This window comes from Thioalkalivibrio sp. ALR17-21 (assembly GCF_000420185.1).
GTDB classification, from domain to species: Bacteria; Pseudomonadota; Gammaproteobacteria; order Ectothiorhodospirales; family Ectothiorhodospiraceae; genus Thioalkalivibrio; species Thioalkalivibrio halophilus.
In genome coordinates this window covers 51,780-75,975 of record NZ_ATUL01000009.1, presented here as the reverse complement: position 1 = coordinate 75,975, position 24,196 = coordinate 51,780, and the positions used below count along the sequence as shown (strand labels likewise).

22 protein-coding genes are annotated in these 24,196 nt (G+C 68.0%); 7 read left to right on the top strand and 15 right to left on the bottom strand.

Annotated features, from left to right (window positions below; genetic code table 11):
- The first annotated feature begins 133 nt into the window (after positions 1–133).
- From gorA to G020_RS0106765, 3 genes are all read left to right on the top strand, one after another.
- Entirely contained in the window at positions 134–1,528 is a 1,395-nt protein-coding gene (gene gorA, locus G020_RS0106775; RefSeq protein WP_024329059.1) for a glutathione-disulfide reductase, read from the top strand.
- Between the two features lie 124 nt (positions 1,529–1,652).
- Entirely contained in the window at positions 1,653–2,504 is an 852-nt protein-coding gene (locus G020_RS0106770; protein WP_018947011.1) for an HDOD domain-containing protein, read from the top strand.
- A 242-nt stretch (positions 2,505–2,746) separates the two neighbouring features.
- Complete coding sequence (locus G020_RS0106765; RefSeq protein ID WP_024329058.1) at positions 2,747–4,876, top strand: hypothetical protein; 2,130 nt, start codon at positions 2,747–2,749, stop codon at positions 4,874–4,876.
- Between the two features lie 85 nt (positions 4,877–4,961).
- On the opposite strand, the gene guaA is transcribed toward G020_RS0106765, so the two are convergent.
- Entirely contained in the window at positions 4,962–6,539 is a 1,578-nt protein-coding gene (gene guaA, locus G020_RS0106760) for a glutamine-hydrolyzing GMP synthase (RefSeq protein WP_024329057.1), read from the bottom strand.
- A gap of 66 nt (positions 6,540–6,605) precedes the next feature.
- A complete protein-coding gene (guaB, locus tag G020_RS0106755) occupies positions 6,606–8,066 on the bottom strand; it encodes an IMP dehydrogenase (protein ID WP_024329056.1) in 1,461 nt (486 codons plus the stop codon).
- 152 nt (positions 8,067–8,218) lie between these two features.
- Between guaB and G020_RS0106750 the strand changes: the two genes are divergently transcribed.
- The 3 genes from G020_RS0106750 to nadC are packed head-to-tail and all read left to right on the top strand — an operon-like array spanning position 8,219 to position 11,369.
- On the top strand, positions 8,219–8,983 hold the full coding sequence (locus G020_RS0106750; protein WP_018947007.1) for a DUF4197 domain-containing protein: 765 nt from the start codon (positions 8,219–8,221) through the stop codon (positions 8,981–8,983).
- On the top strand, positions 8,980–10,479 hold the full coding sequence (xseA, locus tag G020_RS0106745; protein ID WP_024329055.1) for an exodeoxyribonuclease VII large subunit: 1,500 nt from the start codon (positions 8,980–8,982) through the stop codon (positions 10,477–10,479). The genes G020_RS0106750 and xseA overlap by 4 nt, the downstream gene beginning before the upstream one ends.
- Positions 10,476–11,369, top strand: a complete 894-nt coding sequence (gene nadC / locus G020_RS0106740) for a carboxylating nicotinate-nucleotide diphosphorylase (RefSeq protein ID WP_024329054.1) — start codon at positions 10,476–10,478, stop codon at positions 11,367–11,369. The genes xseA and nadC overlap by 4 nt, the downstream gene beginning before the upstream one ends.
- A 19-nt stretch (positions 11,370–11,388) precedes the next feature.
- Here the strand turns inward: nadC and G020_RS0106735 are convergent, their stop codons facing one another.
- From G020_RS0106735 to G020_RS0106715, 4 genes are all read right to left on the bottom strand, one after another.
- The gene (locus G020_RS0106735) at positions 11,389–12,123 is read right to left on the bottom strand and encodes a ferredoxin--NADP reductase (protein ID WP_024329053.1); all 735 of its coding nucleotides are present in this window, start codon (positions 12,121–12,123) and stop codon (positions 11,389–11,391) included.
- A gap of 92 nt (positions 12,124–12,215) precedes the next feature.
- On the bottom strand, positions 12,216–13,055 hold the full coding sequence (mazG, locus tag G020_RS0106730; RefSeq protein ID WP_024329052.1) for a nucleoside triphosphate pyrophosphohydrolase: 840 nt from the start codon (positions 13,053–13,055) through the stop codon (positions 12,216–12,218).
- Between the two features lie 125 nt (positions 13,056–13,180).
- Positions 13,181–14,500: an MFS transporter gene (locus tag G020_RS0106720; RefSeq protein WP_024329051.1), complete on the bottom strand. Its 1,320-nt coding sequence runs from the start codon at positions 14,498–14,500 to the stop codon at positions 13,181–13,183.
- Between the two features lie 52 nt (positions 14,501–14,552).
- Positions 14,553–15,221 (bottom strand): metalloregulator ArsR/SmtB family transcription factor, encoded by a 669-nt coding sequence (locus tag G020_RS0106715; protein ID WP_024329050.1) that lies wholly within the window; start codon positions 15,219–15,221, stop codon positions 14,553–14,555.
- Positions 15,222–15,438: 217 nt separating this feature from the next.
- Between G020_RS0106715 and G020_RS0106710 the strand changes: the two genes are divergently transcribed.
- Entirely contained in the window at positions 15,439–15,888 is a 450-nt protein-coding gene (locus G020_RS0106710; protein ID WP_018947000.1) for a hypothetical protein, read from the top strand.
- 150 nt (positions 15,889–16,038) lie between these two features.
- Here the strand turns inward: G020_RS0106710 and mnhG are convergent, their stop codons facing one another.
- The 9 genes from mnhG to G020_RS0106665 form a co-directional block, all read right to left on the bottom strand.
- Positions 16,039–16,437 carry a monovalent cation/H(+) antiporter subunit G gene (gene mnhG / locus G020_RS0106705; protein WP_018946999.1) on the bottom strand — a complete coding sequence of 133 codons (399 nt, stop codon included), beginning with the start codon at positions 16,435–16,437 and terminating at the stop codon, positions 16,039–16,041.
- Positions 16,430–16,711, bottom strand: coding sequence for a monovalent cation/H+ antiporter complex subunit F (locus G020_RS0106700; protein WP_018946998.1), 282 nt, complete (start codon positions 16,709–16,711; stop codon positions 16,430–16,432). The genes mnhG and G020_RS0106700 overlap by 8 nt, the downstream gene beginning before the upstream one ends.
- Positions 16,711–17,184, bottom strand: a complete 474-nt coding sequence (locus G020_RS0106695; protein ID WP_018946997.1) for a Na+/H+ antiporter subunit E — start codon at positions 17,182–17,184, stop codon at positions 16,711–16,713. The genes G020_RS0106700 and G020_RS0106695 overlap by 1 nt, the downstream gene beginning before the upstream one ends.
- Positions 17,181–18,695 carry a Na+/H+ antiporter subunit D gene (locus G020_RS0106690; protein ID WP_024329049.1) on the bottom strand — a complete coding sequence of 505 codons (1,515 nt, stop codon included), beginning with the start codon at positions 18,693–18,695 and terminating at the stop codon, positions 17,181–17,183. Before G020_RS0106690 ends, G020_RS0106695 begins: the two co-directional genes overlap by 4 nt.
- Positions 18,692–19,045, bottom strand: a complete 354-nt coding sequence (locus G020_RS0106685) for a Na+/H+ antiporter subunit C (protein ID WP_018946995.1) — start codon at positions 19,043–19,045, stop codon at positions 18,692–18,694. The genes G020_RS0106690 and G020_RS0106685 overlap by 4 nt, the downstream gene beginning before the upstream one ends.
- Complete coding sequence (locus tag G020_RS0106680; protein WP_018946994.1) at positions 19,042–19,467, bottom strand: Na+/H+ antiporter subunit B; 426 nt, start codon at positions 19,465–19,467, stop codon at positions 19,042–19,044. The genes G020_RS0106685 and G020_RS0106680 overlap by 4 nt, the downstream gene beginning before the upstream one ends.
- Positions 19,464–21,767 (bottom strand): putative monovalent cation/H+ antiporter subunit A, encoded by a 2,304-nt coding sequence (locus G020_RS0106675; protein WP_024329048.1) that lies wholly within the window; start codon positions 21,765–21,767, stop codon positions 19,464–19,466. The genes G020_RS0106680 and G020_RS0106675 overlap by 4 nt, the downstream gene beginning before the upstream one ends.
- 116 nt (positions 21,768–21,883) lie before the next feature.
- Positions 21,884–22,573 (bottom strand): TIGR04211 family SH3 domain-containing protein, encoded by a 690-nt coding sequence (locus G020_RS0106670; RefSeq protein ID WP_018946992.1) that lies wholly within the window; start codon positions 22,571–22,573, stop codon positions 21,884–21,886.
- A 117-nt stretch (positions 22,574–22,690) separates the two neighbouring features.
- The gene (locus G020_RS0106665) at positions 22,691–24,067 is read right to left on the bottom strand and encodes a hypothetical protein (protein WP_081647395.1); all 1,377 of its coding nucleotides are present in this window, start codon (positions 24,065–24,067) and stop codon (positions 22,691–22,693) included.
- Positions 24,068–24,196 lie beyond the last annotated feature (129 nt).

Genomic DNA, 24,196 nt, shown 5'->3' with positions numbered 1-24,196 from the left:
GGCCATCCGTGTCCGCAGGTCTCACGACGGTTCGCCGGACGTGCGGACACGGATGGCGGACCCCGGCGACCGCTCCTTGAGCGCTCGCCGTGGCAGACTTCGAATCAGACTGACAACGAACAGGGAACAGAGCATGGAACACTACGACATCATCGTGATCGGCGGCGGCAGCGGCGGCCTGGCGGTGGCCGAGCGCGCCGCGCCCCATGGCGCCCGCGTCGCCGTGTTCGACCCGAAGCCGCTGGGCGGGACCTGCGTGAACGAGGGCTGCGTGCCCAAAAAGCTCACCTGGTACGCCGCGGAACACATGAGCCAGGCCCGCCAGGCCGGCGAATTTGCCGTGGACGTGGACATCCGGGGCATTCGCTACGGCGAGCTGGCCGAGCAACGGCAAAAGCTGCTCGGCAACCTGAACGACTTCTGGTCCGGGCACCTGGAAAAGCTGGGCGTGACCCACATCGCCGAGCGCGCCCGGCTGAGCGGAAGCGACCGCGTGATCAGTGAAAGCGGCACCGAATACCGAGCCGACCGCATCGTACTGGCCATGGGCGGCGCGCCGGTGGTGCCGCCGCTGGAGGGCGCCGAACTGGGCGCAACCTCGGACGACTTCTTCCAGTGGCGCGAGCTGCCCGAATCCATCGCGGTCATCGGGGCCGGCTACATCGGCCTGGAGATGGCCGGGATGCTGTGCTCCATGGGCGTCAGGACCGACGTGGTCGCGATGGAGGATCGCGTGCTCGAGATGTTCGACCCTGCAATCAGCCGGGCGCTGGACCAGCACATGGAGCATCAGGGCATCGGCCGCCACCTCGGGGTGAAGGTGGCCGGGCTGGGCGGCGAGCCCGGCGCGGTCACTGTGCAGCTGGAAGGCGGCGAAGAACTCGGCCCCTACCAGCAGGTGCTGTGGGCCGTCGGCCGCAAGCCGGCGACCGCGGACATGGGGCTGGAAGAGGCCGGGGTGGAAATCGGTCCCGGCGGCACCATCCCGGTGGACGAATGGCAGGCGACCAATGTCGAGGGGGTCTACGCCCTGGGGGACATCATCGGCAAGGCCCCGCTGACCCCGGTGGCAATCGCCGCCGGCCGGCGTCTGGCCGAGCACTGGTATGCCCCCGAAAACAACCCGGTGCCGGTGGACTACGAACAGATCCCCACGGTGACCTTCACCCATCCCACCGCCGGCATGGTCGGACTGACCGAGCCCGAGGCCGTGGAGCGTCACGGCGACTCGGTGCGGGTCTACGAGACGAGCTTCGGGGGGCTGGACCGGGCGTTTGCCGAGGGCGAGGTCCCGCCGGTGGTGATGAAGCTGGTGTGCGCCGGGAATGACGAAAAGGTCGTCGGCATCCACATGATCGGCCCCCACGTGGACGAGATGCTGCAGGGCTTCGCGGTCGCGGTGCGCATGGGCGCCACCAAGCGCGACCTCGACCTGACCATCCCGCTGCACCCGACCAGCGCCGAGGAACTGGTGACCCTCAAGCAGGGCCGTCCCGGTCGCGCCGAAGGCCTGGCCGAAGCCGCCTGAGCTCCCCCGCGCCACAGGGTCGCGGGTCGCGCCCGGACAGACGTCCGGCAGGCCCGGGACCCCCCGAACGCGCACGCCTGTGGCATACTCCGCGCTACGGAAAAAGCCGCCCGGAGTGCATCTTTTGGCTACCCGCACGGACGTCGAAAACTTCCTTGAAAAACTGCGCGGGGACCTGGACCGGCAGCTGGTGGATATCCCCACCCTGCCGGACATCTCGGTCCAGGCGTTGTTCATCGTGCAGGACGACAACAGCACGATCGCCGATCTGGTCAACCTGATCTCGCGCGACACCGCGCTCGCCTCCCGCCTGGTACGTCAGGCCAACAGCCCCGCCTACCGCGGACTCCATCGCTGCTCCACCATCCACTCGGCGGTCACCCGCCTGGGCATGGAGCGGGTGCGGCAGGTCGTGCTGACCCATTCCATGAAGGAGGTCTTCCAGACCGGCAACGAGGCGATCCGCGAGCGCATGGAGCAGCTGTGGGAACACAGCCTGGAGGTCGCCATACTCAGCTACCTGCTGGCGCGCAAGCAGCGGCACCTCGACCCGGACATCGCGCTGCTCGCGGGACTGGTCCACGACATCGGCGCGGTTCCGATCCTGCGGCGCGCGGAGAAGGTGGAAGTCATCTACGAGGACCCGCGCGCGGTGCAGGCGGCCATCGACGCGGCCCACGTCGCGATGGGCCGTGCCATGCTCAAGAGCTGGAACTTCGACCCGGAGATCGTGCGCGCGGTCGGGGACCACGAAAAGATCCGCCAGGATCCCGGAGACAGCGAACCCGTCTCCTACACCGACATCCTGCAGGCCGCCAACGTCGAATCCTACGGCGCTACCGGGCACCGCCTGGCGGCGGTGGACCGCCACGAAATCCCGGCCTTCCGCCGGCTGACCGGCGATCCCGACCGTCTGACCCTGGACTGGGACACCGACGAGGCCGGGCTCAAGCACATCAACCAGATCTTCGAGTAGCGCAGCGCGCTCGTCCCGCCCTGGCTACAGGTTCTCCGGCAGGCCACCCACAACGTCAAATCCGCCGACAGCGGAAAATCGCCCCGAATTGGTCTAAGGAAACACGGATGAATGCGCACGCTCGCGCGCGAGCCCGGGCTACATAAGGGAGATCGACGCCCGAATCGCTCCGGCCAGCTCTCTGTTCGGAGGTAACGCGCGGGTAAGCGGATCCGGTTTGCCAGCGCCGTCCGGAGATCCCCATGAGTGAACGCCATCTTGTTCAGTTCTACAGCCCCGAAACCGGGACCAGGTCCTATCGACAAACGCAGCGTCGCGGGCGCGCCACCGAGATCGACCTTCCCTACGACATCGAGGCCCGCATCACGCGGGAGCGCGGACAGAATGTCGACGAAGCCCGCACGGGGCGTGTCGTCCTCTACAAGGGCCCCGAACAGGAGCGCATCTGGGCGGGCGAGTGGCAGACCGGGACGACCTTTACCGGGACGCTCCCTGCCGACCTGGAGTTCGAGCCGACCGATGCCCTCATCCTGACGACCGAGATCCGCGACAACGGCGACTTTGCCGTCTGGCCGCGCTGCGAGCCGGTCTACATCGGGGCGCCTGCGTCGCTGGAAACCCCGCGCTGGGTAGCCGTGCGCTTTACCCGGAATCCGGGCGACGGAGACATCTGGCGGGGTGTCGGCTACGTCTGGTATCCGGGGCGGTTCCCCGACATCACCCCCAGCTACCACAAGCGCCGTGACCCCCTGATTGTCCGGGGCCGGCCGGGCGAGCACGACCTGTGGGCGCAGCGCATGACGTTCTGCACCGTCTATCAGCGCTCGGAATTCCAGTATACCGACAAGGGCCACGTCGCGAGTCACTTCAAGCACGAGTACCGCCGGCACGACTACTTCAAACCCCTGCACCTGCAAGTAGGCCTGTTCCGCGACGGCCACCGGAATCAAAGCACGATCCAGTCCACCTGCTCCGGATTCATCGACGAGGACCAGACCGCCGTGATCCTGAGCGCCCCGGGGCGTGTGGTGGAGGTGGACGTCCACGGCACGATGAAAACCCTGTGGGGGGTCCGGAACAAGAAGGACCTGATCACTCCGGCGCCGGGCAACCCGCATGTCTGGACGGTGCACCACCCCGACCATTTCGAGACGGTTCGCAAGGACATCGGGCACTGCTGGCAGATCTGCCCGCACCCGGACGACGAGGGGATCGTGTTCATCGCGGCGTCCCACCATCACTGCATCTATCGGGGCGACCGGCGCACGGGCGAGATCGAGGTGTTCGCCGGGACCGAGCACGAAAAGGGCTACCAGCGCGGCCTGTCCGAGCCTCGCGGCGTCGCCGCCCGCGACGGCTGGCTCTACATCAGCGACTACCGCAACCTGCGTATCGTCCGGACCCCACTGGACGGTGGCGGGGGTCTCGAGGAAGTCATTGCCAGCATGCGTCCGAGCGGCCTGTCGCGGAGACAGGACTTCCCCTTTTGGGACGGCACCCAGGAGATCGACGTACATTTCGACCAGGACGTCGAAGTGATGCGCGAGCGGGCGGTGTGGGGCGAAGCCGGCAAGGCCGCGTTCCTGTACCCGACGCAGATCGACTTCACCTCCGCCGGCGACCTGATCTGCACGCACGACCTGCAATTCTCGGTCTCCAGGATCCGCCTGGGCGATCCCGTGACGATCGAGCACCTGGGCGACGTCCAGTACTACCGGAAGGAGTACATGACCGTCTCGGTGGACCGGGAGGGTTCGCTGTACGCGGTGGACGACTTCATCGTCACCGCCGGCGACGACCGTTCCGACGTGCTGTTCAGCGTAGACGGGGAGAACCTCGGCATCCCCAGCTTCTTTCCGGACGGCGGGGGCTATGACCGCGACTGGAACCGCGCCAGCCGGATGAAATACAACAACCTGTGCATCGTCGGGCGCGGCGCCATGTGGTACGGGGGCAATACCGGCCTCATGCGTGTCACTCGCAAACGCGAGAGCGACCCAAAGATCAACAACGCCAGGTACAAGCGCGGTCGCCGTGCCTTCCGGCGTGCGCCGTCCCCATACCGCCCGGCGCTGGAGCTGGTCCACGGGCCGCGCGGCAACGGGCATTTCGGCCGGGAGACCATCGACGACCTGGGGGCCATGGACGAGCAGGCGTTCCGCAAGTGGCTGGATACGCAGGGCCGGCGGGACATACAGGGCGACGAATTCGACGACCTGTACTACTACATCGCGATGGAATCGGCGACCGGCAAGGGCATGGCCGAGGACGTCGAGGTCGCCGTCCCGGTTGCCCCGCCCTGGCCCGACCCGCAGCCAGGCGAACCAGAGCCCGAGAAGGAGGAGGGAGAGCAAGACGGGACGAGCCGGTAATGGCTGTCCTGGCCGTCACCTGCGGCATGGGCATCGCTCGACTGCCGGATCATGAAGCCCCGGCTGCGATGCCCGCCCGTTCCGGTCACTCCCACTCGATGGTAGCGGGGGGCTTGCCGGAGATGTCGTAGGTGACGCGCGAGATCCCGGGGATCTCGTTGATGATGCGCCGCGAGACGTGGTCGAGGAATTCGTACGGCAGATGAGCCCAGCGGGCGGTCATGAAGTCGATGGTCTCCACCGCGCGCAGCGCGACCACGTAGTCGTAGCGCCGGCCGTCGCCCATGACCCCCACCGACTTCACCGGCAGGAAGACCGCAAACGCCTGCGAGGTCTTGTCGTACAGATCGGCCTTGCGCAGTTCCTCGATGAATATCGCATCCGCCCGCCGCAGCAGGTCGGCGTATTCCTTCTTCACCTCGCCGAGAATGCGCACGCCCAGGCCCGGCCCGGGGAACGGATGGCGATAGACCATCTCGGTGGGCAGGCCCAGCTCGACGCCGATCTTGCGCACCTCGTCCTTGAACAGCTCGCGCAGCGGCTCGACCAGCCCCAGCTTCATGTTCTCCGGCAGGCCGCCCACATTGTGATGCGACTTGATCACGTGGGCCTTGCCGGTCTTGGAGTCGGCCGACTCGATCACGTCCGGGTAGATCGTGCCCTGGGCCAGCCACTTCACGTTCTCGAGCTTGCCCGCCTCTTCGTCGAAGACGTCGATGAACAGCCCGCCGATGATCTTGCGCTTGGCCTCCGGGTCCTCGATACCGGCCAGGGCGCTCATGAAGCGGTCCTCGGCATCCACGCGGATCACGTTCACGCCCAGATGACGGGCAAAGGTCGCCATCACCTGGTCGCCCTCGCCCTCGCGCAGCAGGCCGGTGTCCACGAACACGCACGTGAGCTGATCACCGATCGCCTTGTGCAGCAACGCGCCGACCACCGAGGAATCCACCCCGCCGGACAGGCCCAGCACCACGCGCTGGTCGCCGACCTGCTCGCGCACCCGCGCGGCCATGTCCTCGATGATGTTGTCGGCGGTCCACAGCGCCTCGCAGCCGCAGATCTCGTAGATGAAGCGTTCGAGGATCCGCTGCCCCTGGGTGGTATGCGTGACCTCGGGGTGGAACTGCACGCCGTAGAAGCCGCGGTCCGGATCGGCCATGCCGGCGATCGGCGCGGAGTCGGTGGAGGCCATCAGACGAAAGCCCTGCGGCAGCTCGGTCACGTGGTCGCCGTGCGACATCCACACGTCCAGCATCCCGTAGCCCTCGGGCGTGGTGTGGTCCTCGATATTGCGGAGCAGCGGGGTATGGCCGCGGGCGCGCACCTGGGCATAGCCGAACTCGCGGCGTTCGGAGGGTTCGACGCGCCCGCCCAGCTGTGCGGCCATGGTCTGCATGCCGTAGCAGATGCCCAGCACCGGCGCGCCCAGCTCGAACACCACGTCCTCGGCACGCGGTGGTGCCTCGACGTTCACCGACTCCGGTCCGCCCGAAAGGATGATGCCGGTGGGCGCGAACGCACGGATTTCCTCCGCCGGCATGTCCCAGGCATGGACCTCGGAATAGACTCCGGCCTCGCGGACGCGGCGGGCGATCAGCTGGGTGTACTGGGAACCGAAGTCCAGTACCAGAATGCGATGGGCGTGCAGATCCTGGGTCATGAGGTCATCCACTGCCCCGGCCGGGCGGCCGGGGGGGTGTGTCGGGGATCCGGCCGGCGGGCCGAATCAGTCCATGCGATAGTTCGGGGCTTCCTTGGTGATCGCCACGTCGTGCACGTGGCTCTCGCGCATGCCGGCGGCCGTCACGCGCACGAACTGTGGCTTGCTGCGCATTTCGGCGATGTTCTGCGCGCCCACGTAGCCCATCGAGGAGCGCAGGCCGCCCATCAACTGATAGATGATGGCGACGATCGAGCCCTTGTACGGCACCCGGCCCTCGATGCCTTCGGGGACGAACTTGTCGGCCGGGGCGTTCGGATCCTGGAAGTAGCGGTCGGAGGAACCCTGCTGCATCGCGCCCAGCGACCCCATGCCGCGGTAGATCTTGTACGAGCGCCCCTGGTAGAGCTCGACCTCGCCCGGCGCCTCCTCGGTGCCGGCGAACATCGAGCCCAGCATCACGCAATGGGCGCCGGCGGCCACCGCCTTGGCGAGATCGCCGGAGAAGCGCACGCCACCATCGGCGATCAGCGGCACGTCGGTCCCTTCCAGGGCCCCGGCCACCTCGGAGATCGCGGTGATCTGCGGCACGCCGACCCCGGCCACCACGCGGGTGGTGCAGATCGAGCCCGGGCCGATGCCGACCTTGACTCCGTCGGCGCCGGCGGCCACCAGGTCCTTCGCCGCATCGGCGGTGGCGATGTTGCCGCCCACCACCTGCACGTCCGGGTAGTGCTTCTTCACCCAGGCCACGCGGTCGAGCACGCCCTGCGAGTGGCCATGCGCGGTATCCACCACGACCAGGTCCACACCGGCCTCGACCAGCGCGGCCACGCGCTCGTCGGTTCCCTCGCCCACGCCCACCGCGGCACCCACGCGCAGGCGGCCGCGCTCGTCCTTGCTGGCATACGGGTGTTCGGTGGACTTCTGGATATCCTTCACGGTGATCATGCCGCGCAGCTCGAAGGCGTCGTTGACCACCAGCACCTTCTCGATGCGGTGCTTGTGCAGCAGCCCGAGGATCTCCTCGCGCCCGGCTCCCTCGCGCACCGTCACCAGCCGCTCGCGCGGGGTCATGATCTCGGAGACGGGGGCCTCCATACGGGTCTCGAAGCGCAGGTCGCGCGAGGTGACGATCCCGTGCAGATCGGTGCCGTCCACCACCGGCACCCCGGAGATGTGGCTGTCCCGTGTGAGCCGCACCACGTCGCCAATGGAGGCGTTCGGCCCCACGGTGATCGGCTCGCTGATCACCCCGCTCTCGTACTTCTTCACCTGCCAGACCTCGCGGGCCTGGACCTCGGCCGGCATGTTCTTGTGCACGATGCCGATGCCACCCTCCTGCGCCATGGCGATCGCCAGGCTGGCCTCGGTCACCGTATCCATGGCCGCGGAGACCAGCGGCGCGCTGAGGGTGATGCCGCGACTGATCCGGGTGGAGATATCGACGTCGCGCGGGATGACGTTCGAGTGCCCGGGAATCAGCAGAACGTCATCGAAGGTCAGGGCTTCACCGAGTATCCGCATGCACCACTCCAGACAGGGCCCGGGGACCGGGAGGAAAGAGCCGAACAGTATAGAATCCGGGGCTTGACGGGTAAAGGCGGATCGGGCAGGTGCGTCGCATCCGCAGCGCTGCGAAGTTACCCTTGTATCTCCGCATTCCGAAGGGTCCAGACATGTCATCGACATCCCGTCTTGCCGGCCGCCGCCGGTTCCTGTTCCGCCTCCTGCCGGCAACCGCGCTGCTGGCCGCCGCACCCGCCGGCGCCGACTGGTGGGAACGCGGCCGCGAGGCCCTGGGAAGCCTGACCGGGGGCGACAATGGCAGCGCTCTAAGCCAGGACGAGCGCATCGACGCCCTGCGCGAGGCGCTGTCCATCGCCACCCGCAACGCCACCGGCGAACTGGCGCGCCACGACGGCTTCTGGGGGAATCCGGAGGTGCGCATCCCGCTGCCCGGGCTGGTGCAGTCCACGCGCGACACCCTCGACCGCTTCGGTGCGGCGGGCCCGGTCGACGACCTGCACGAACGCATGAACCGGGCCGCCGAGGACGCCGCCCCGCAGGCCCGCGAGCTGTTCCTGGACGCCATCGAGGACCTGACCCTGGACGAGGCCCGCGAGATCATCCGGGGCCCCGACGATGCCGCCACCCGCCACTTCGAGACCCGCATGAGCGACCCGCTGGCCGCGCGCATGGAACCGGTCATCGACGAAGCCCTGCGCGAATCCGGTGCCATCAGCGCCTACAACGACCTGCTGGCCGAGGTCGAGGACATCCCGTTCGTCGCCGACATCGCCTTCGATCCGGTGGACCACGTACTGGGCTACGCGATGTCCGGTCTGTTCGACACCCTGGCGAAGGAAGAGGCGGCGCTGCGGGCCGACCCGGTCGGGCGCGGCACCGAACTTCTGGAACGCGTGTTCGGAGGCGGCGAATGAATGATTCCGCCGCGGTCCTGACCGTGGCCCAGCTGAACCAGTGCGCGGACGGACTGCTGCGCGACGGGCTGGGATCGGTGCGGGTCGAGGGCGAGGTCTCCAACCTGCGCCGCTACCCGTCGGGCCACCAGTACTTCTCGCTGAAGGACGAGAACGCCAGCGTCAACTGCGTGCTGTTCCGCGGCAACGCGCGGCGCGCCGCGGCCTTCGCCGACGGAGATGCGGTGCAGATCGGCGGGCGCGCCGGCATCTACCCGGCCCGCGGGCAGTTCCAGATCGTGGTCGAACGCCTGGAGCCAGCCGGCGAGGGACGCCTGCTGGCCGCCTTCCAGCGCCTGAAGAAACAACTGGAGGCCGAGGGCCTGTTCGACCCGGCGCGCAAGCGCCCGCTGCCCGCCTGGACCCACCGCCTGGGGGTCATCACCTCCGCCCAGGGCGACGTGCGCCACGACATCGAACGCACCCTGGCGCGGCGCTTCCCGCTGCTGCTGCCGGTCACCCTCTACCCCACCGCGGTGCAGGGCGCGGCCGCCGCCGACCAGATCGTCGCCGCGCTGGAACGCGCCGGCGCGGAGCAGGCAGTGGACGTACTACTGCTGGCCCGCGGCGGCGGCTCGCTGGAGGACCTGCAGGCATTCAACGAGGAGAACGTGGCGCGCGCGATCGCCGCCTGTCCGATCCCGGTGGTTACCGGCGTGGGGCACGAGAGCGACGTCACCATCGCCGATTTCGTCGCCGACCTGCGCGCCTCCACCCCCACTGCCGCGGCCGAGGCGGTCAGCCCCGACGGCCCGGCCCTGCGCCAGCAGCTCGGCGAGATCCGCGCCCGCCTGGAACAACGCCTGGAGCGCCGCATCACCACCGACCGCGCGCGCCTGGAGGCCCTGGCCAAACGGCTGCAGCGCCGCCATCCGCGCCAGCTCCTCGAGCGCCACGACCAGCGCCTGGATGAACAGCGCGAACGCCTGCAAAGAGCCTGGCGCCTGAACCATGAACGGGCCGAGCAACGGGTGCATCGGGCTCGGCTGCGGCTGGCCGGCGCCTCCCCCGGGGCGCGCCTGCAGCAGGCCCGGCTGCGCCTGGAGCACCTGCACAACCGCCTGCAGCACCAGCGGCCCGATCGGGATCTGGCCGCGCGGCGCGAACACCTGCGACGCCTGCAGGCACGTCTCGAGGGGACGACCCGCCGGCAACTGGACGCGCAACGACGCCAGTTCGAGGCCAGCCGGCGCCAGCTGCGCTCCCTGGACCCGACCGCGGTGCTGCAACGCGGCTACGCCATCCTCGCCACCGAGGCCGGCGAACTCCTGCGCGATGCCGCGGCGGTCTCCACCGGCAGCGCGGTCCATGCCCGCCTGGCCCGCGGCTCGCTGGAGCTGGCCGTAACGGGTACACATCCGCAGGGAACGGATGCCGGCGCCGAGTCAGACCGCAAGGCAGCCCCCGGGACCGCCAGCAACCGCCCGGCATCCCGCTCCGACGGAGACCCGTCATGACCGACACCGCCCCCCGCGACCCGTTCGTCCGCGGCCCTGCCGCACCCGACCCCGCCGCACTGGAACGCGAGGTGGCCGCGGCACTGGAGGAGGATCTCGGCCCCGGAGGCATGGCCGCCGACGTGACCGCGGCGCTGGTCCCGGCCGGGCGCCGGGCTCGGGCCTCGCTGTGGCTGCGCGAGGACGCGGTGATCTGTGGCCAGCCCTGGGCGGAGCACGTGCTCGCGCGGCTGGACCCTTCCCTGCGCATCGAATGGACGGTGGCCGAGGGGGAGGCCTGCACCGCGAACACCCGGATCGCCCGCATCGAGGGCCCGGCCCGCCCCCTGCTGGCGGGCGAGCGCGCCGCCCTCAACCTGCTGCAGACCCTGTCCGGCACCGCCACCGAAACCGCTCGCTGGGTAGCGCGCCTGCAGGACCACCACGCGCGCATCCTCGACACCCGCAAGACCCTTCCCGGCCTGCGCCACGCGCAGAAGTACGCGGTGCGCATCGGCGGCGGCCACAACCACCGCCTGGGCCTGTGGGACGCGGTGCTGATCAAGGAAAACCACATCGCCGCCTGCGGCTCCATCGCCGCCGCGGTGCAGCAGGCCCGGACACTGGGCGCGGGTCGCTGGGTGGAGGTGGAGACCGAGAACCTGGACGAGGTCGACCAGGCACTGGAGGCCGGGGCCGACGTGATCATGCTGGACGAGCTGAAGACCGGCGATCGCGCGGAGGCGGTGCGGCGCATCCGCGGGCGCGCCATCTCCGAGGCCTCCGGCGGAGTCTCGGCCGATACCCTGCTAAAGGTCGCCGCGTCCGGCGTGGACTACATCTCGGTGGGGGCGCTGACCAAGCACCTGCGGGCGGTGGACCTGTCGCTGCGGCTGGACGACGACCGCTGAACCGCCGCCCGCGCAGTGCCTACCACCACTTCTCGTATTTGAGCTGCGTCTCGGGGATACCCCAGTCGCCCAGCAGGGTCGCCATGTCCTCGATGAACTCGCGCGAGCCGCAGAAATAGAACAGCGCGTCGCGCGGCAGCTCCAGCGACTCCAGCAACGGGTGCGAGATGCGCCCGGTATGCCCCAGCCAGTCCTCGGCTTCACGCGTTACGGTCAGGGTCACGTCGATATTCGACGCTGAAGCGAGGCGCTCCAGCTCCTCGGGGAACAGGACCTCGTCGCGCCGCGCGACGCTGTAGACCAGATGCGCGTTCACCTCGGGGGCCGATTCGTGCACGTAGCGCAGGATGCTGAACAGCGGCGTCACGCCGATACCGGCGCCCAGCAGCACCACGTTGTCGGCCATGCCGCGCTCGAAGAAGAAATCGCCCTGCCCCGCGGTGATGTAGACAGTATCGCCCTCGCGCGCGGCGGTATGCAGGTGATGGGTCGCGGCGTGGTGATCGGCGTACTTGATGGCCAGCTGCAACCGGCCGTCGTCGCGCGGCGGCGGCGAGACCACCGAATACCCGCCAACGAACGGCTTCGCCTCGCCCTGCGGGATCACCAGATCCAGCCACTGCCCGGCACGCGAGACAAAACGCTGCGGATCCGCCGCCAGGGTGAAGGTCCGGATCAGCGGGGTCACCTGTTCGATGCGCTCGATGCGCGCCGGCATGAAGTGGTCGGGCAACGAGTCCGGGCCATGTTCCATTCGGGATTCCTTGTGGGTTGTCGGGATCGTTCAGGGGGTTGGTCCACCGGCACGGTGGCCCGGGGCGGACGGCGGGCTGACGGTCCGCGCGCTCAGGCTTGCGGGTCTTCGGGTTCGTCCGATTCGCCGCGCAGCTGGCGACGGGCCCGCTGGTACAGGCGCTCCTGGGCGTCGAATCCCAGCGCATCCAGCGACTGCCCCTCGGCAGCCGCCAGAGCCTCCATGCGCCGATAGCGCGCCTCGAACTTGCGGGTACTCCCGCGCAGGGCGCCCTCGGGATCCACGCCCAGGTGGCGCGCCCAGTTGGACACGGCGAACAGCACGTCGCCCACCTCCTCGGCCACCGCATCCGGGTCCACGCCCTCGGCCACGGCCACGCTCACCTCGGCCATTTCCTCATGGATCTTGTCGACCACAGGCCCGGCGTCGTCCCAGTCGAAGCCGTCACGCGCGGCCCGCCGCTGGGTCTTGACCGCGCGCGCCAGCGCCGGCAGCGCCAGCGGGATGTCGTCCATCGCGCTGGCATGGCCCCGCTGCTCGCGGGAGGCGGCCTTGTCGTCCTCCCAGGCTGCCTCGCGTTCGGCATCGTCACCGAAGGCGTGGCCGGCAAACACGTGCGGATGGCGCCGCACCAGCTTGTCGGCGATCCCGCGCGCGACGTCATCCAGATCGAAGCGCCCGGCTTCCTCGGCGATGCGCGCCTGGAAGACCACCTGAAACAGCAGGTCCCCGAGTTCTTCCCGCAGCTCGGCGGTGGAGGCCGCGTCACCGGCGTCACGCGCGACGGCGTCGGCCAGCTCATAGGCCTCTTCGAGGGTATGCGGGACGATGCTGGCGGCAGTCTGCGCACGGTCCCAGGCACAGCCGTGCTCGGGGTCGCGCAGTCGCGCCATGATCTCGCGCAGCCGGGTCAGGGGGTCGGATTCAGTCATGGCCGGGCAGTGTACGGACGGCGGGCGGCCTGCGCCAACGACCCGCAATCACGCGGCGGAAAACCCGGCCGTCGCTGCTGCACGGGCCGGGCTCCGGCCGGACTCGCTGCGGGCCTGCTGCGGGCCTATTTCGGGTCGGCCGGATTGAGACGCGGATGGGTCTCCTCGCCCCACCACCAGACGGCTGCACCGGACAAGAACATGGCGATGGCCACGAACCAGAAACCCCAGTCCACCGTACCGCCCACATGGGCCACGATACCCAGCCCCAGCGCACCGATCCCGTAACCCAGGTCACGCCAGAAACGGTAGGTGCCAATCGCCGAACCGCGCCAGTTCGGATGCGCGATGTCGGCCACCGCGGCACTCAGGTTGGGGTACAGCAACGCCATGCCGAAGCCGGTCACGGCCGCGGCGAACGACCACCAAAGCACGCCCTGGCCGAGCAGGGTCAGGGCCACCCCGGCACCGCAGATCCACATGCCCCAGACGATCGGCTTCATGCGGCCAATGTGGTCAGACAGCCGTCCGGTGGCGAACTGGGAACCACCCCAGACGAAACCGTAGATCCCGACCACCCAGCCAATGGCCGCAAGGCTGAGCCCCTGCTGATAGAGGAACACCGGGTAGAACACCCACACCAGGGCATCCACGAACTTCTCCACCAGGCCGGCCTGGGAAAACGCGGCCATGCGGCGATCGCGCCAGGACATCAGGGTGAACACCTGCCAGGTCGTGGGTGAATCCGCGATGTTCTGCGGATAGCGCGCCACCGGCCCGTCGTTGCGGCCGGCCGCGTGGCGAGCCCCTTCGGCCTTCGCCCAATCCAGGGTCTCGCGCACCAGCAGCACGGTCATGAGGATCGCCAGCGCGATCACCACCAGACCGAAGATCAGCAGACCGACACGCGGACCGAACGCCGCCGCCATGTAGCCGGTAACAATCCCGGCGACCGCCACCCCGACATAGCCGGAGAACTCGTTCATCCCCATGGTGAAGCCGCGCTCGTCGGCCCGGGTGATGTCCATCTTGGCGGTCTGGGTCATCGACCAGGCCAGACCCTGGTTCACGCCCAGCAGCACGGTCGCCGCCACGATCCAGCCCCAGGTCGGGGCGTACAGGATCATGAACGGGATCGGGATGGCCGACAGCCAGCCCAGCAGCAGGACATTCTTGCGGCCCATGCGCTCGGACAGCCGGCCGGCGACGAAATTGAGCGCCCCCTTCACGATACCGAAGGCCACCACGAAGGCCGTCAGCAGCATGAACGAGCCCTCGGCGACGCCGAACTCCTCCTCGGCCAGGGCCGGGATGACCGTACGCATCATCCCGATCGTCAGGCCGACGAAGAAAACCTGGATCAGCTGCTGGCTGAACTGCCCGAGGTTTTCGCGGATGCCATGCGTAATGTGATCGTAGGCCTCGGCGGCCTTGTGCTTGTCCATATTCCGGTTTCCTCTGGAAATGCGTTGTCTCACGGCCGGGGCCCCGGCCGCGTCAGTCCTGCTCATCGGCCAGCGGCAGGCCCGCGTGGCGCCATTCGGCCACGCCCTCCTCCACGCGTTGCGCAGCGATCCCGTGCTCGCGCAGCAGGGCGACGGCCTCTTTCGCCATCAGGCAGTAGGGGCCACGGCAGTAGGCGACCACCGGGCGGTCGGCCGGCAGTTCCTGCAGGCGCTGATTCAGCTCTTGCAGCGGGATGGAGCGCGCGCAGGGGAGATGCCCGGCGGCGTACTCGACCCCGGGGCGCACGTCCAGCACCACCACCTCGCCGCGCCGCGCCTGTTCCAGCAATTCCGGACCGGCGACCGGAGCCAGCTCGTCAACGCACTCGGTCAGCTCGCGGGTGGCCGCCTGCAGCTCCAGCAGGCGCTCCTCCGCGAGCGTGCGCAGCATGACCCAGAAGTCCGCGACGTGGCGGTCGGCGAGACGATAGTGGACATGACGCCCGGCGCGACGGGCTTCCACCAGGCGGGCCTCGCGCAGGGCCTTGAGGTGGGCACTGGCCAGCTTGACGCTGACGTCGGTGTCCGCTGCCAGCTGCTCGACGGTCTTCTCGCCCTGCACCAGCACCTCGATCAGCTCCAGGCGCCTGGGGCTGGCCGCGGCGCGCGTGATTCGCGCCACCTGCTCGTACAGCACGCCCTTCAGTTCGCGCTCGTCCATCCCGGCGTAACGCTCATTCCAATATTCTTTGGAATGAACGATACCGAGACCGGCCCGGCGACACAACCCCGGTTTCCACAGGCCCTTCGGCCCTTGTGCCTTTGTTGCGTGCCACCTATTTCGGAGTAAATTGGTCAACAATTCATTCAGCACATTCTGATTCGCTGAATGAAGCCACAATGCCCCCGGGCATCTTCCTCAAACCAAGGAGGACGTTATGAGCAACCTGATCCAGAACTTTCCGCCGGACGGCGTGGTGACCATCAACCGGGTCATCCTCAAGCCGGAATACAGCATCGACGACCTGCAGGAACGCGTGGCCGTACTGTGCGAGAACGTGAAGACCTACCACTCGGACAGCGGCTTTGTCGGCGGCTTCGTGGCCCTGAACTCGGGCTCGGTGTCCAACGAGGGTTCCACCATCGGCCAGGCCGTGGAGAGCCCGATGAAGGACAAGGAAGCGCTGATCATCACCTTCTGGCGCAGCTTCGAGGAGCACGAGGAGTCGCACCGCAGCGAGACCTTCCAGCCGCTGTTCCAGGAGGTCCTGGACCTGTGCGAGAACGGCAACGAGGAGATCGCCTACGAGATGTTGTGGTCCGGCGCGGCCTACGATCCCGAAGAGGCGAAGGCCGCGCGCGAGGCCAAGGAGACCCACGCAGCCTGATTCGGGCATCTCTCCGGACACCCCTTCGTACGAGAAGCGTGAACTTGCCGGGGCCTTCGGGCCCCGGCTTTTTTGTGCGCGAGCGGTTCTGCGCGAGCGGCTCCGGCGGGGGTCACCGAGTCCGACGGGCGTCCTGCGGGGAGCGGGAAGTCAGTCGTGGTCGCGTTTTTCGGTGGAGCCGGACGAGGCCTCGGAATCCTCCGAGGCAAGGGTATGGGTCTCGGGATCGTAGCGATTCTTCAGTTCGTCCTTGAGGGTGCCTTCCCACAGCGGGATGCCGACGAAATACCCGGCGCGACCGATCAGGTGCGCGGCCACCGGCGCGGTGAGGATGATGAACACCACGATCGCCAGCGCCCGCGCGGTTACCGCACCATCATCGAAAAACACGGCGACGGCTACCACCATGGTCCCGCCCCCCAGAGCACCCGCCTTGGTCGTCGCGTGCATGCGCGTCAGCAGGTCCGGCATGCGCAGGGCGCCCAGGGCAGCCAGCAGCATCAGCAACGAACCCAGCAGCAACAGGAACGCGGTGAGCAGTTCAATCATCACTACGCTCCCCTCCCTTTTCCAGATAACGCGCGAAGCCCACCGCGGCGAGGAACGCGGTGAGTGCCAGGACCACGGCCACGTCGAGGAAGTTGGCCATGCGCGTGGCCACCGCATGGGTCGCGATGAACCCGACCGTCAACGATGCGATCAGCTCCAGCGCCACCACCCGGTCGGGCAGGCTCGGTCCCTTGATCAGACGGATGAAGATGATCACCAGCGCCAGGCTGAGGATCACGAAGGTCGCGGTCACGGCCCAGTCGAGAATCGGCATCAGTCGATCAGCTCCATCACGCGGCTTTCCAGGTCCTGCAGTTCGCGCCTCAGCTTGTCCTCGTCCTGCAGATACATCGCATGAATGTACAGCACCTTGCGATCGGTGGAGACATCCAGGCTGAGGGTGCCCGGTGTCACCGAGATCAGGTTGGCCAGCACGGTGATCTGGGCATCGGTATGGGCGCGCAGCGGGAATGCGATCACGCCGGGCTTCATCAAATGGGTGGGCGTGAGCACGTCCCAGGCCACTACCAGGTTGGCCTTGACCAGATCATAGATGAAGAAGCCGATAAACGAGATCACTTTCGGCACCTTCCAGAAGAAGCTGCTGTGATCCGCCTTGCGGTTGAACGCGACCCACAGCGCCAGATAGCTGAAAACCAGCCCGGCAAGCAGGCTGTTGGCCGTGAAGCTGCCGGTCAGCATCATCCAGGCCACCGCCAGCAGCAGGTTGAGTGCGAGCAGGTTCATCGCGCGTCGGCCCCCAGAATCGCCTCGACATAGGCATCCACATCCAGCATCTGCTCACCCGCTGCGATCGACAGCTGCAGGAACGGCTCGGCCGCCACGCCCATCAGCACCGCCAGCGCCGCCAGCGCCGCCACCGGACCGTACAGCAGCCACAGGCCGCCGCGGCCGGGCCAGGCGGCCCCGTTGGCGGGGGCCTCCTCGCCACGTGGATCGGCCTTCCAGAACGCCTCGGCCCAGATCTTCACCATCGAGTAGAACGTCAGCAGGCCGGTCAGCAGGGCGATGCCCACGATCCAGTAGGCTTCGATCTCCAGACCGGCGCGCACCAGCATCAGCTTGACCAGGAAGCCGGACAGTGGCGGCAGGCCGGCCAGCGACAGGGCCGAGATCAGGAACAGCACCGACAGCCCGGGGTGGGTACGGTACAGGCCACCCAGGTCCTTCAGCTCGTGCGTCCCGCGGGCGAAATAGGAGATCCCGCTGATCAGGAACAGGTTGGTCTTGACCACGCTGTGATGGATGATGAACAACAGCGATCCGGCGAGCGCCAGCGGCGTATGCAGCGCCAGCCCCATGATGATGTAGCCGATCTGGCTGACACTGTGGAAGGCCAGGATGCGGCGGAACTCGAACTGCGCCGCCGCGCCCAGCACGCCTACCAGCATGGTGAAGCCGGAACCCCAGAGCAGGATGGTCTGGGTGACCTCCGGGGCCTCGGTGAACATCAGGGTGAAGAAGCGGATCAGCGCATACACCCCGACCTTGGTCAGCAGTGCGGCGAAGATCGCGGAGATCGCCACCGGCGGGGTGTGGTAGGAGGCCGGCAGCCAGAAGAACAGCGGGAAGGCTGCGGCCTTGATGGCGAAGGCGACCATGAACAGTACGCCGACCACGGTTACCAGCCCGGTATTCTCGGCCTCGCCCATCTTCGCGGCAAGATCCGCCATGTTCAGGGTACCGAACATGCCGTAGGTCAGGCCGACCGCCGCCAGCAGAATCAGCGAGGAGATGAGATTGAGGGTGACGTACTTGATCGCCCCCTCCATCTGTGCGCGTTCCCCGCCCAGGATCAGCAGGGCGAAGGACGCGACCAGCAGGACCTCGATCCACACATACAGGTTGAAGATGTCCCCGGTCAGGAAGGCCCCTGCCACCCCGGCCAGCAGCAGCTGCAGCAGCGGGTGGTAGCCGAAGCGCTCGTGATCCGGCGTCATCGACACCAGCGAGTACAGGGCCACGATCAGCCCCATCACCCCGGTGAGCAGGACCATGGTCGCGCTCAGCAGATCGGCCGCCAGCACGATGCCGAACGGCGCCTGCCAGCTCCCCATGTGCATGGCCAGGACGCCATCATTCCACACCGCGACCAGCAGCCAGATACCGGACGCGGTCAGCGCCGCGCTGCCCAGCACGCCCACCGCGCGCTGGACCCCGCGCCATTGCCAGAAGGCAAGCGCGAGGGCCCCGAAAAACAGGGGGATGATGACCGGAAGGGCGACCTCGATCCTCACGTGTCCGTATCCTTCATTTCGTCCAGGTCATCTGCACCCACGACCTCATAGGCGCGATGGATCAGCACCACCGCAAAGGCGAGCACACCGAAGCTGATGACGATCGCGGTGAGGATCAGGGCCTGCGGCAACGGGTCGGCCACCGGCCCTTCGGGCGTGAGCATGCCTTCGGGGATCAGCGGCGGCGCACCCCGGGTCAGCCCCGAGGTGGCAAAGATCAGCAGGTTGGCGGCGTTGGACAGCAGGATCAGGCCGATCACCAGCTTGACCAGGCTGCGCCGCAACATCAGGTAGGTGGCCGTGGCAAACAGCACGCCCACCAGGATCGCGAGCAGGGGTTCCGCAGTCATTCTTCCGCCTCCGCCAGGGCCAGGACGATGGTCAGCACGGTGCCGATCACCACGAGGTACACGCCGATGTCGAACACCAGCGGGGTGGAGAGCTTGAGCTCGCCGAACAGCGGGACCTCCACGTCCCACCACAGCGAGGTCAGATAGGCACGCCCCTGCAACAGCGCGGGCACTCCCGACACGGTCGCCAGCAGCAGACCGATGCCCAGCATGTTGCGCGGGTCGATGCGCAGGATGGCGCGCGCCTTATAGACATCGAAGGCGAACATGTACAGCGCGAACGCCATCGCCGCCACCAGACCGGCGATGAACCCGCCGCCCGGCTCGTCATGGCCACGCAGCAGCAGGAACACCGAGAACAGCAGCAGCAGTGGCAGCAGCAGCCGCGTCCCCGTCTGCAGGATGAGCGAGCCGGCCATCATGACTTGCGGTCCTCCGCGCGGAACTTGATCATCGCGTACACGCCCACCGCCGCCAGCGCGAGCACGAACAGCTCGCCCAGGGTATCCAGGGCGCGGAAGTCGACCAGGATCACGTTGACGATGTTGCGCCCGTAGGCCGACGGCTCGGACTCGGCGATGTGGTATTCGGAGATCGCCGGGAAGTACTGCACGCCCAGGGTGGCCATCAGGACCGCGGTCATGGTCACGCCCACCACCAGCGAGGCGATCACGTCACGCACCCGCGTCAGCGGATTGGAGAACTTCAGGAACCCGGGCAGGCGGAACAGCACCAGCACCAGCAGGATCACGGTCAGGGTCTCCACCAGGACCTGGGTGATGCCCAGGTCCGGCGCGCTGAAGAACACGTAGATCAGCGACACACCGAAACCGATGATGCCCAGCGAGGCCACCGCCGCCAGACGCGAGTTGGTGGTCGCCACGAACAGCGCCGCCAGCGCCACCAGCGCGGCGATCACCCACTCGTGGACCAGGATGTCGGCGAAACTGACCGTGATCTCAAGCCCGCCCAGGGTGGCGAAGGTCGCCAGCACCAGGGCCACGGTGGTCAGCATGGTCACCATCACGTAGGTGCGCAGGTAGCCGTTCTGCAGAACGCGGGTCTGGAACGCCGAGAACCACACCAGCCCGTCCATGAAACGATCGTAGCCGCGCTCCGGCGCAACCCGGAACGCCGGCGCCATGACCCGGCCGATCCCGGCGCGCACCGAATCCCAGAAGCGATAGATGACCAGACCCGCGGCGAGACTCAGCAGGGACAGGCCCAGCGGCAGGTTGATGCCGTGCCACAGCTTGAGCTGCATCTCCGGATCGGCGCCGTGGATGGAGGTGGCCGTGGCCACCACCAGCGGCTGCGCCAGGGCCGGGAAGATGCCGAAGATCAGGCCCAGGGTGGCCAGCACCGCCGGACCGGCGAGCATCGCACCGGGCGATTCATGCGGCGTGCGCGCGTACTCCGGGCGTGCGCCGAAGAACGGCCGCAGGCCGACGATGGCGGCCACGGCCACCACCAGGATCGCCGAAGCCACCGCCAGCAGCGGCAGGACCACGCCCAGCGCGTCCGGCGCACCCAGCGCCGCCTCGAGCATCAGCTCCTTGCCGACGAAACCGAACAGCGGCGGCAGCCCGGCCAGCGACAGCGCGGCAATCACCGAGAAGGCGGCGGTCAGTGGCATCGCGCGGCGCAGCCCGCCCATGTTCGGGACTTCCTTCTCGCCGGTGCCGTGGTCGATGGAACCGGCGAGCATGAACAGCGCGCCCTTGTACAGCGAGTGCGCCAGAAGGAAAGTCGCGCCGGCCATCGCGGCGTAGGGCGAATCGATGCCGATCAGCATCGTCAGCGTGCCCAGCGCCATCACCGTGGAGTAGGCCAGCAGCTTCTTGATCTCGGTGCTCTGGATGGCCATCCAGGCGCCGGTGAACATGGTCACCGCGCCAAACAGGCCGAGTGTCCAGGTCCACAGTTCGGTGCCGCCCAGCTCCGGATTCAGGCGGGCCATCAGGTACACGCCCGCCTTCACCATGGTGGCGGAATGCAGGTAGGCCGACACCGGCGTGGGCGCGGCCATCGCATTCGGCAGCCAGAAATGGAACGGGAACTGCGCCGACTTGGTGAAGGTACCCAGCAGGATCAGGATCACCAGCGGCAGATACAGCGCATGCTCGTGCAGCGAATCCTCGCCGGCGAGGATCTCCGAAAGCTCCCAGGACCCGGAGGCCACGCCCAGCAGCACCAATCCGGCCAGCAGGGCCAGGCCACCGCCGACGGTCACGACCAGGCCCTGCAGGGCGGCCTTGCGCGCCTTCAGCTGCTCGTGATTGAAGCCGATCAGCAGGTAGGAGGTGATGCTGGTCAGCTCCCAGAAGATGAACATCAGGATGATGTTGTCCGCCAGGACCAGCCCCAGCATGGAGCCCATGAACGACAGGATCAGGACATAGAAACGTCCGAGATCCCGGTGGCCTTCCAGATAGCGTCCGGCATAACTGACCACGAAAACGCCAATGCCCGCGATCAGCAGGGCGAACATCAGCGACAGGCCATCGATCAGGAAGGAGAACTGGACGTCCAGCCCGGGCATCCACTGCCAGGCCAGACGCACGGTTTCGCCGGCCGCCACAGTCGGGACGAAACTCGCGAAATAAACGAACAGGGCCGCCGGCAGCAGGGCCAGAACCCAGCCGCTGTGGCGCCCGGTCGCCCGATGCACCACGGGCGCCAGCGCCGCCACCACGAAGATTGAAAGAATCGCGAACAGCATCCAGACGGGGGTCCTGAAAGGGGATCGGGGAGCGCCCGCCGGGCGCCCGTCACGGAAGCGGGAAGGCTACCGGGTCAACCCCGACAGCGCAACAGACCCCACCCCCGGCCGGAGGGTCAGTTCAGCCAGTCGCTGCGCCGGCGGCGGGTCGGCAGCCGCGTCAGGATGATCCCCAGGATCGCGCTGCCCACGGCGACTGCAGCCCCGGTCATGAACCAGCGCCGGTCGCTGTCGGCGCGCATCACTTCGACCTGACGCCGGTAGTCCTCGGCGGCTTCGCGGGTCTCCAGGAGTTCCTCTTCCAGGCGCTCGTTGCGCCGCTGGATTTCCTGTGGCCGTTCGGCAATATCGCGCAGCTCCTCGAGCTCTTCCTGCATGCCGGCCATGCGTTCGGACTGCTCTTCAACTTCACGTTGCAGTGCATTGCGCTCGTCCAGCAGTTCGGCGATGCGGCCTTCCTGGTCGTCGGCCCCGGAACGGATCTCGGCCAGTTCCTCTTCCACCTCGGCGAGGCGTTCGCGCGCATGCGGCTCGTCCTGCAGGTAGCGGGTCAGGATCCATGCCTCGTTGCCACTGGGCAGACGGATACGGCTGTAGCCGCCGTCGTCCTCCAGCACCTGCACCTGGTCACCGGCATCCACCGAACTGACGATCCGCCCGCCCTGCGGACTGCTGTAAACGGCCGTCTCCAGACTGTCCGAGACGTATCGCGTCTGCGCCGCAGCCGGCGCAGTGCCTGCGACCATCAGGGCCCCCGCCAGCGACAGCACCACCAGCCCGTTTCGGATCTGCAACCTGCGCACCATGCCTTGCCTCGTCATTGGCCGCGCCCGAGCGGGGCGCGGCGATGTTTCGGAAGAGGGATCATTCTAGGCAGGCGTTGGCGAATGTGCACGCATCCCTCCGGCTTCCGGTGACACGGTTCACGCCCCGTTGCGGCGTGCGGCCAGCCAGCGCCGGATGGCGGCCGGCACGAAGATGATCAGCTCGAAGGTCGCCGGCAGCAGACGCCGCAGTTGACAGGCCCCTACCGCCGCCAGGTACAGGATGCCCGCGAGCACGCCGAGCCCGGCACTCAGCACACCCCCGGCGAGGATGCGGGTCGCCTGCAGAAAGCCCACCACCCACACCGGCACCAGCGCCAGCAGCAGCGGAATCAGCAGCCCCAGCGCCGCCCCCACCAGCTGTTCGGCATGACGGATGCCGGGCGGGAGGCCGCGCTCCTCGCCTTCCAGCAGCAGGGACACCAGTTCGTGCTGGTACACCAGCCAGTCGAGATGGAACCCGGTGAACGCCGATACCGCCGCCACCAGCACCAGCACCGCGATGGACAGTCCGGCCAGCGCCCGCGGCGCCCAGCCGCCCCCCTCCATCAGCGCATGCGGCAGGACGCGAGTCACGCCCCGGGTCTCGGCCAGGATCCACCCCGCCAGCACCGCGATGCCCAGCAGCAAATACAGCATCCATTCGGATCCCGGTGCCAGGAGCATCCCGGTATCCGAAGGCTCGGGGAACATGCCGGCCAGCGCCGGGCCGAACACATGCTGGTGGATCACCACAGCCAGCGCGGCCAGGGCCAGCCCGGCCGCCCCCATCAACCACTGGGTCGCCGCCTGGGCATGGGCCGGGAGGGCGCGCCGGACCGGACGGTGGACCTCCTCGCAGCGGGTCAGTGCCCGGTCCAGACGCTCGCCCTGGCGTTCGAGCCGTGCCAGGCGTTCCTGCACCCGCTCCAGACTGCCGACCATCTCGCGCAAAGGACTGTCCGCGCGTCGCCGGGCCGACAGCAGCGCGCTGGCCGAACGCCGCTGCTCCTCCAGCCCGGAGCGGGCAATCCGCAATACGGTATCCTCCATGTCCTGCGCCAGGCGCCGGCTTTCCGGCGTATCACTGGAAGGACCACGGGCCAGGGCCTCCAGCCGCGCGACCCATTCGGGCTCCTGGATCAGCCGCTGCTCGTCGCGCTGATAGGCCTCGTCCAGCACGCGCAGCGTGTCGCGCGCCTGCTGCCGCAATGCCGGCAACTGGGCGAGGTCATGCCCGACCATCTCGGCATAACGACGCTCCAGCGCCTCTACCGCGGAATGGATGCGTTCGGCCTCCAGGCGCTCCAGATGCCCCCCATGCCAGTCGCGCACCGCATCCCGCAGATGCAGGACCTGGCGTCGCAGGGCGCACACACCCCGTGCGACCGCACCCGCCAGCGCCACGAGAAAACGCCGTAGCGGTTGTCGCGCAAGATCCAGCACGCCGATGGCGATCACGATCGCCAGGATCCACAGCAGGACGGTAACCGCCACTCTTCCCCCTTTCGGTCCGCACCCGAAGCGACCGGAAGGCCGGCGTCCCCGGGAACGGTTTCGCGGTCTGTATGATGATCACGATTATGCACGACCCGTACCCGGCTCGCCGCCCGCACCACCGACGCA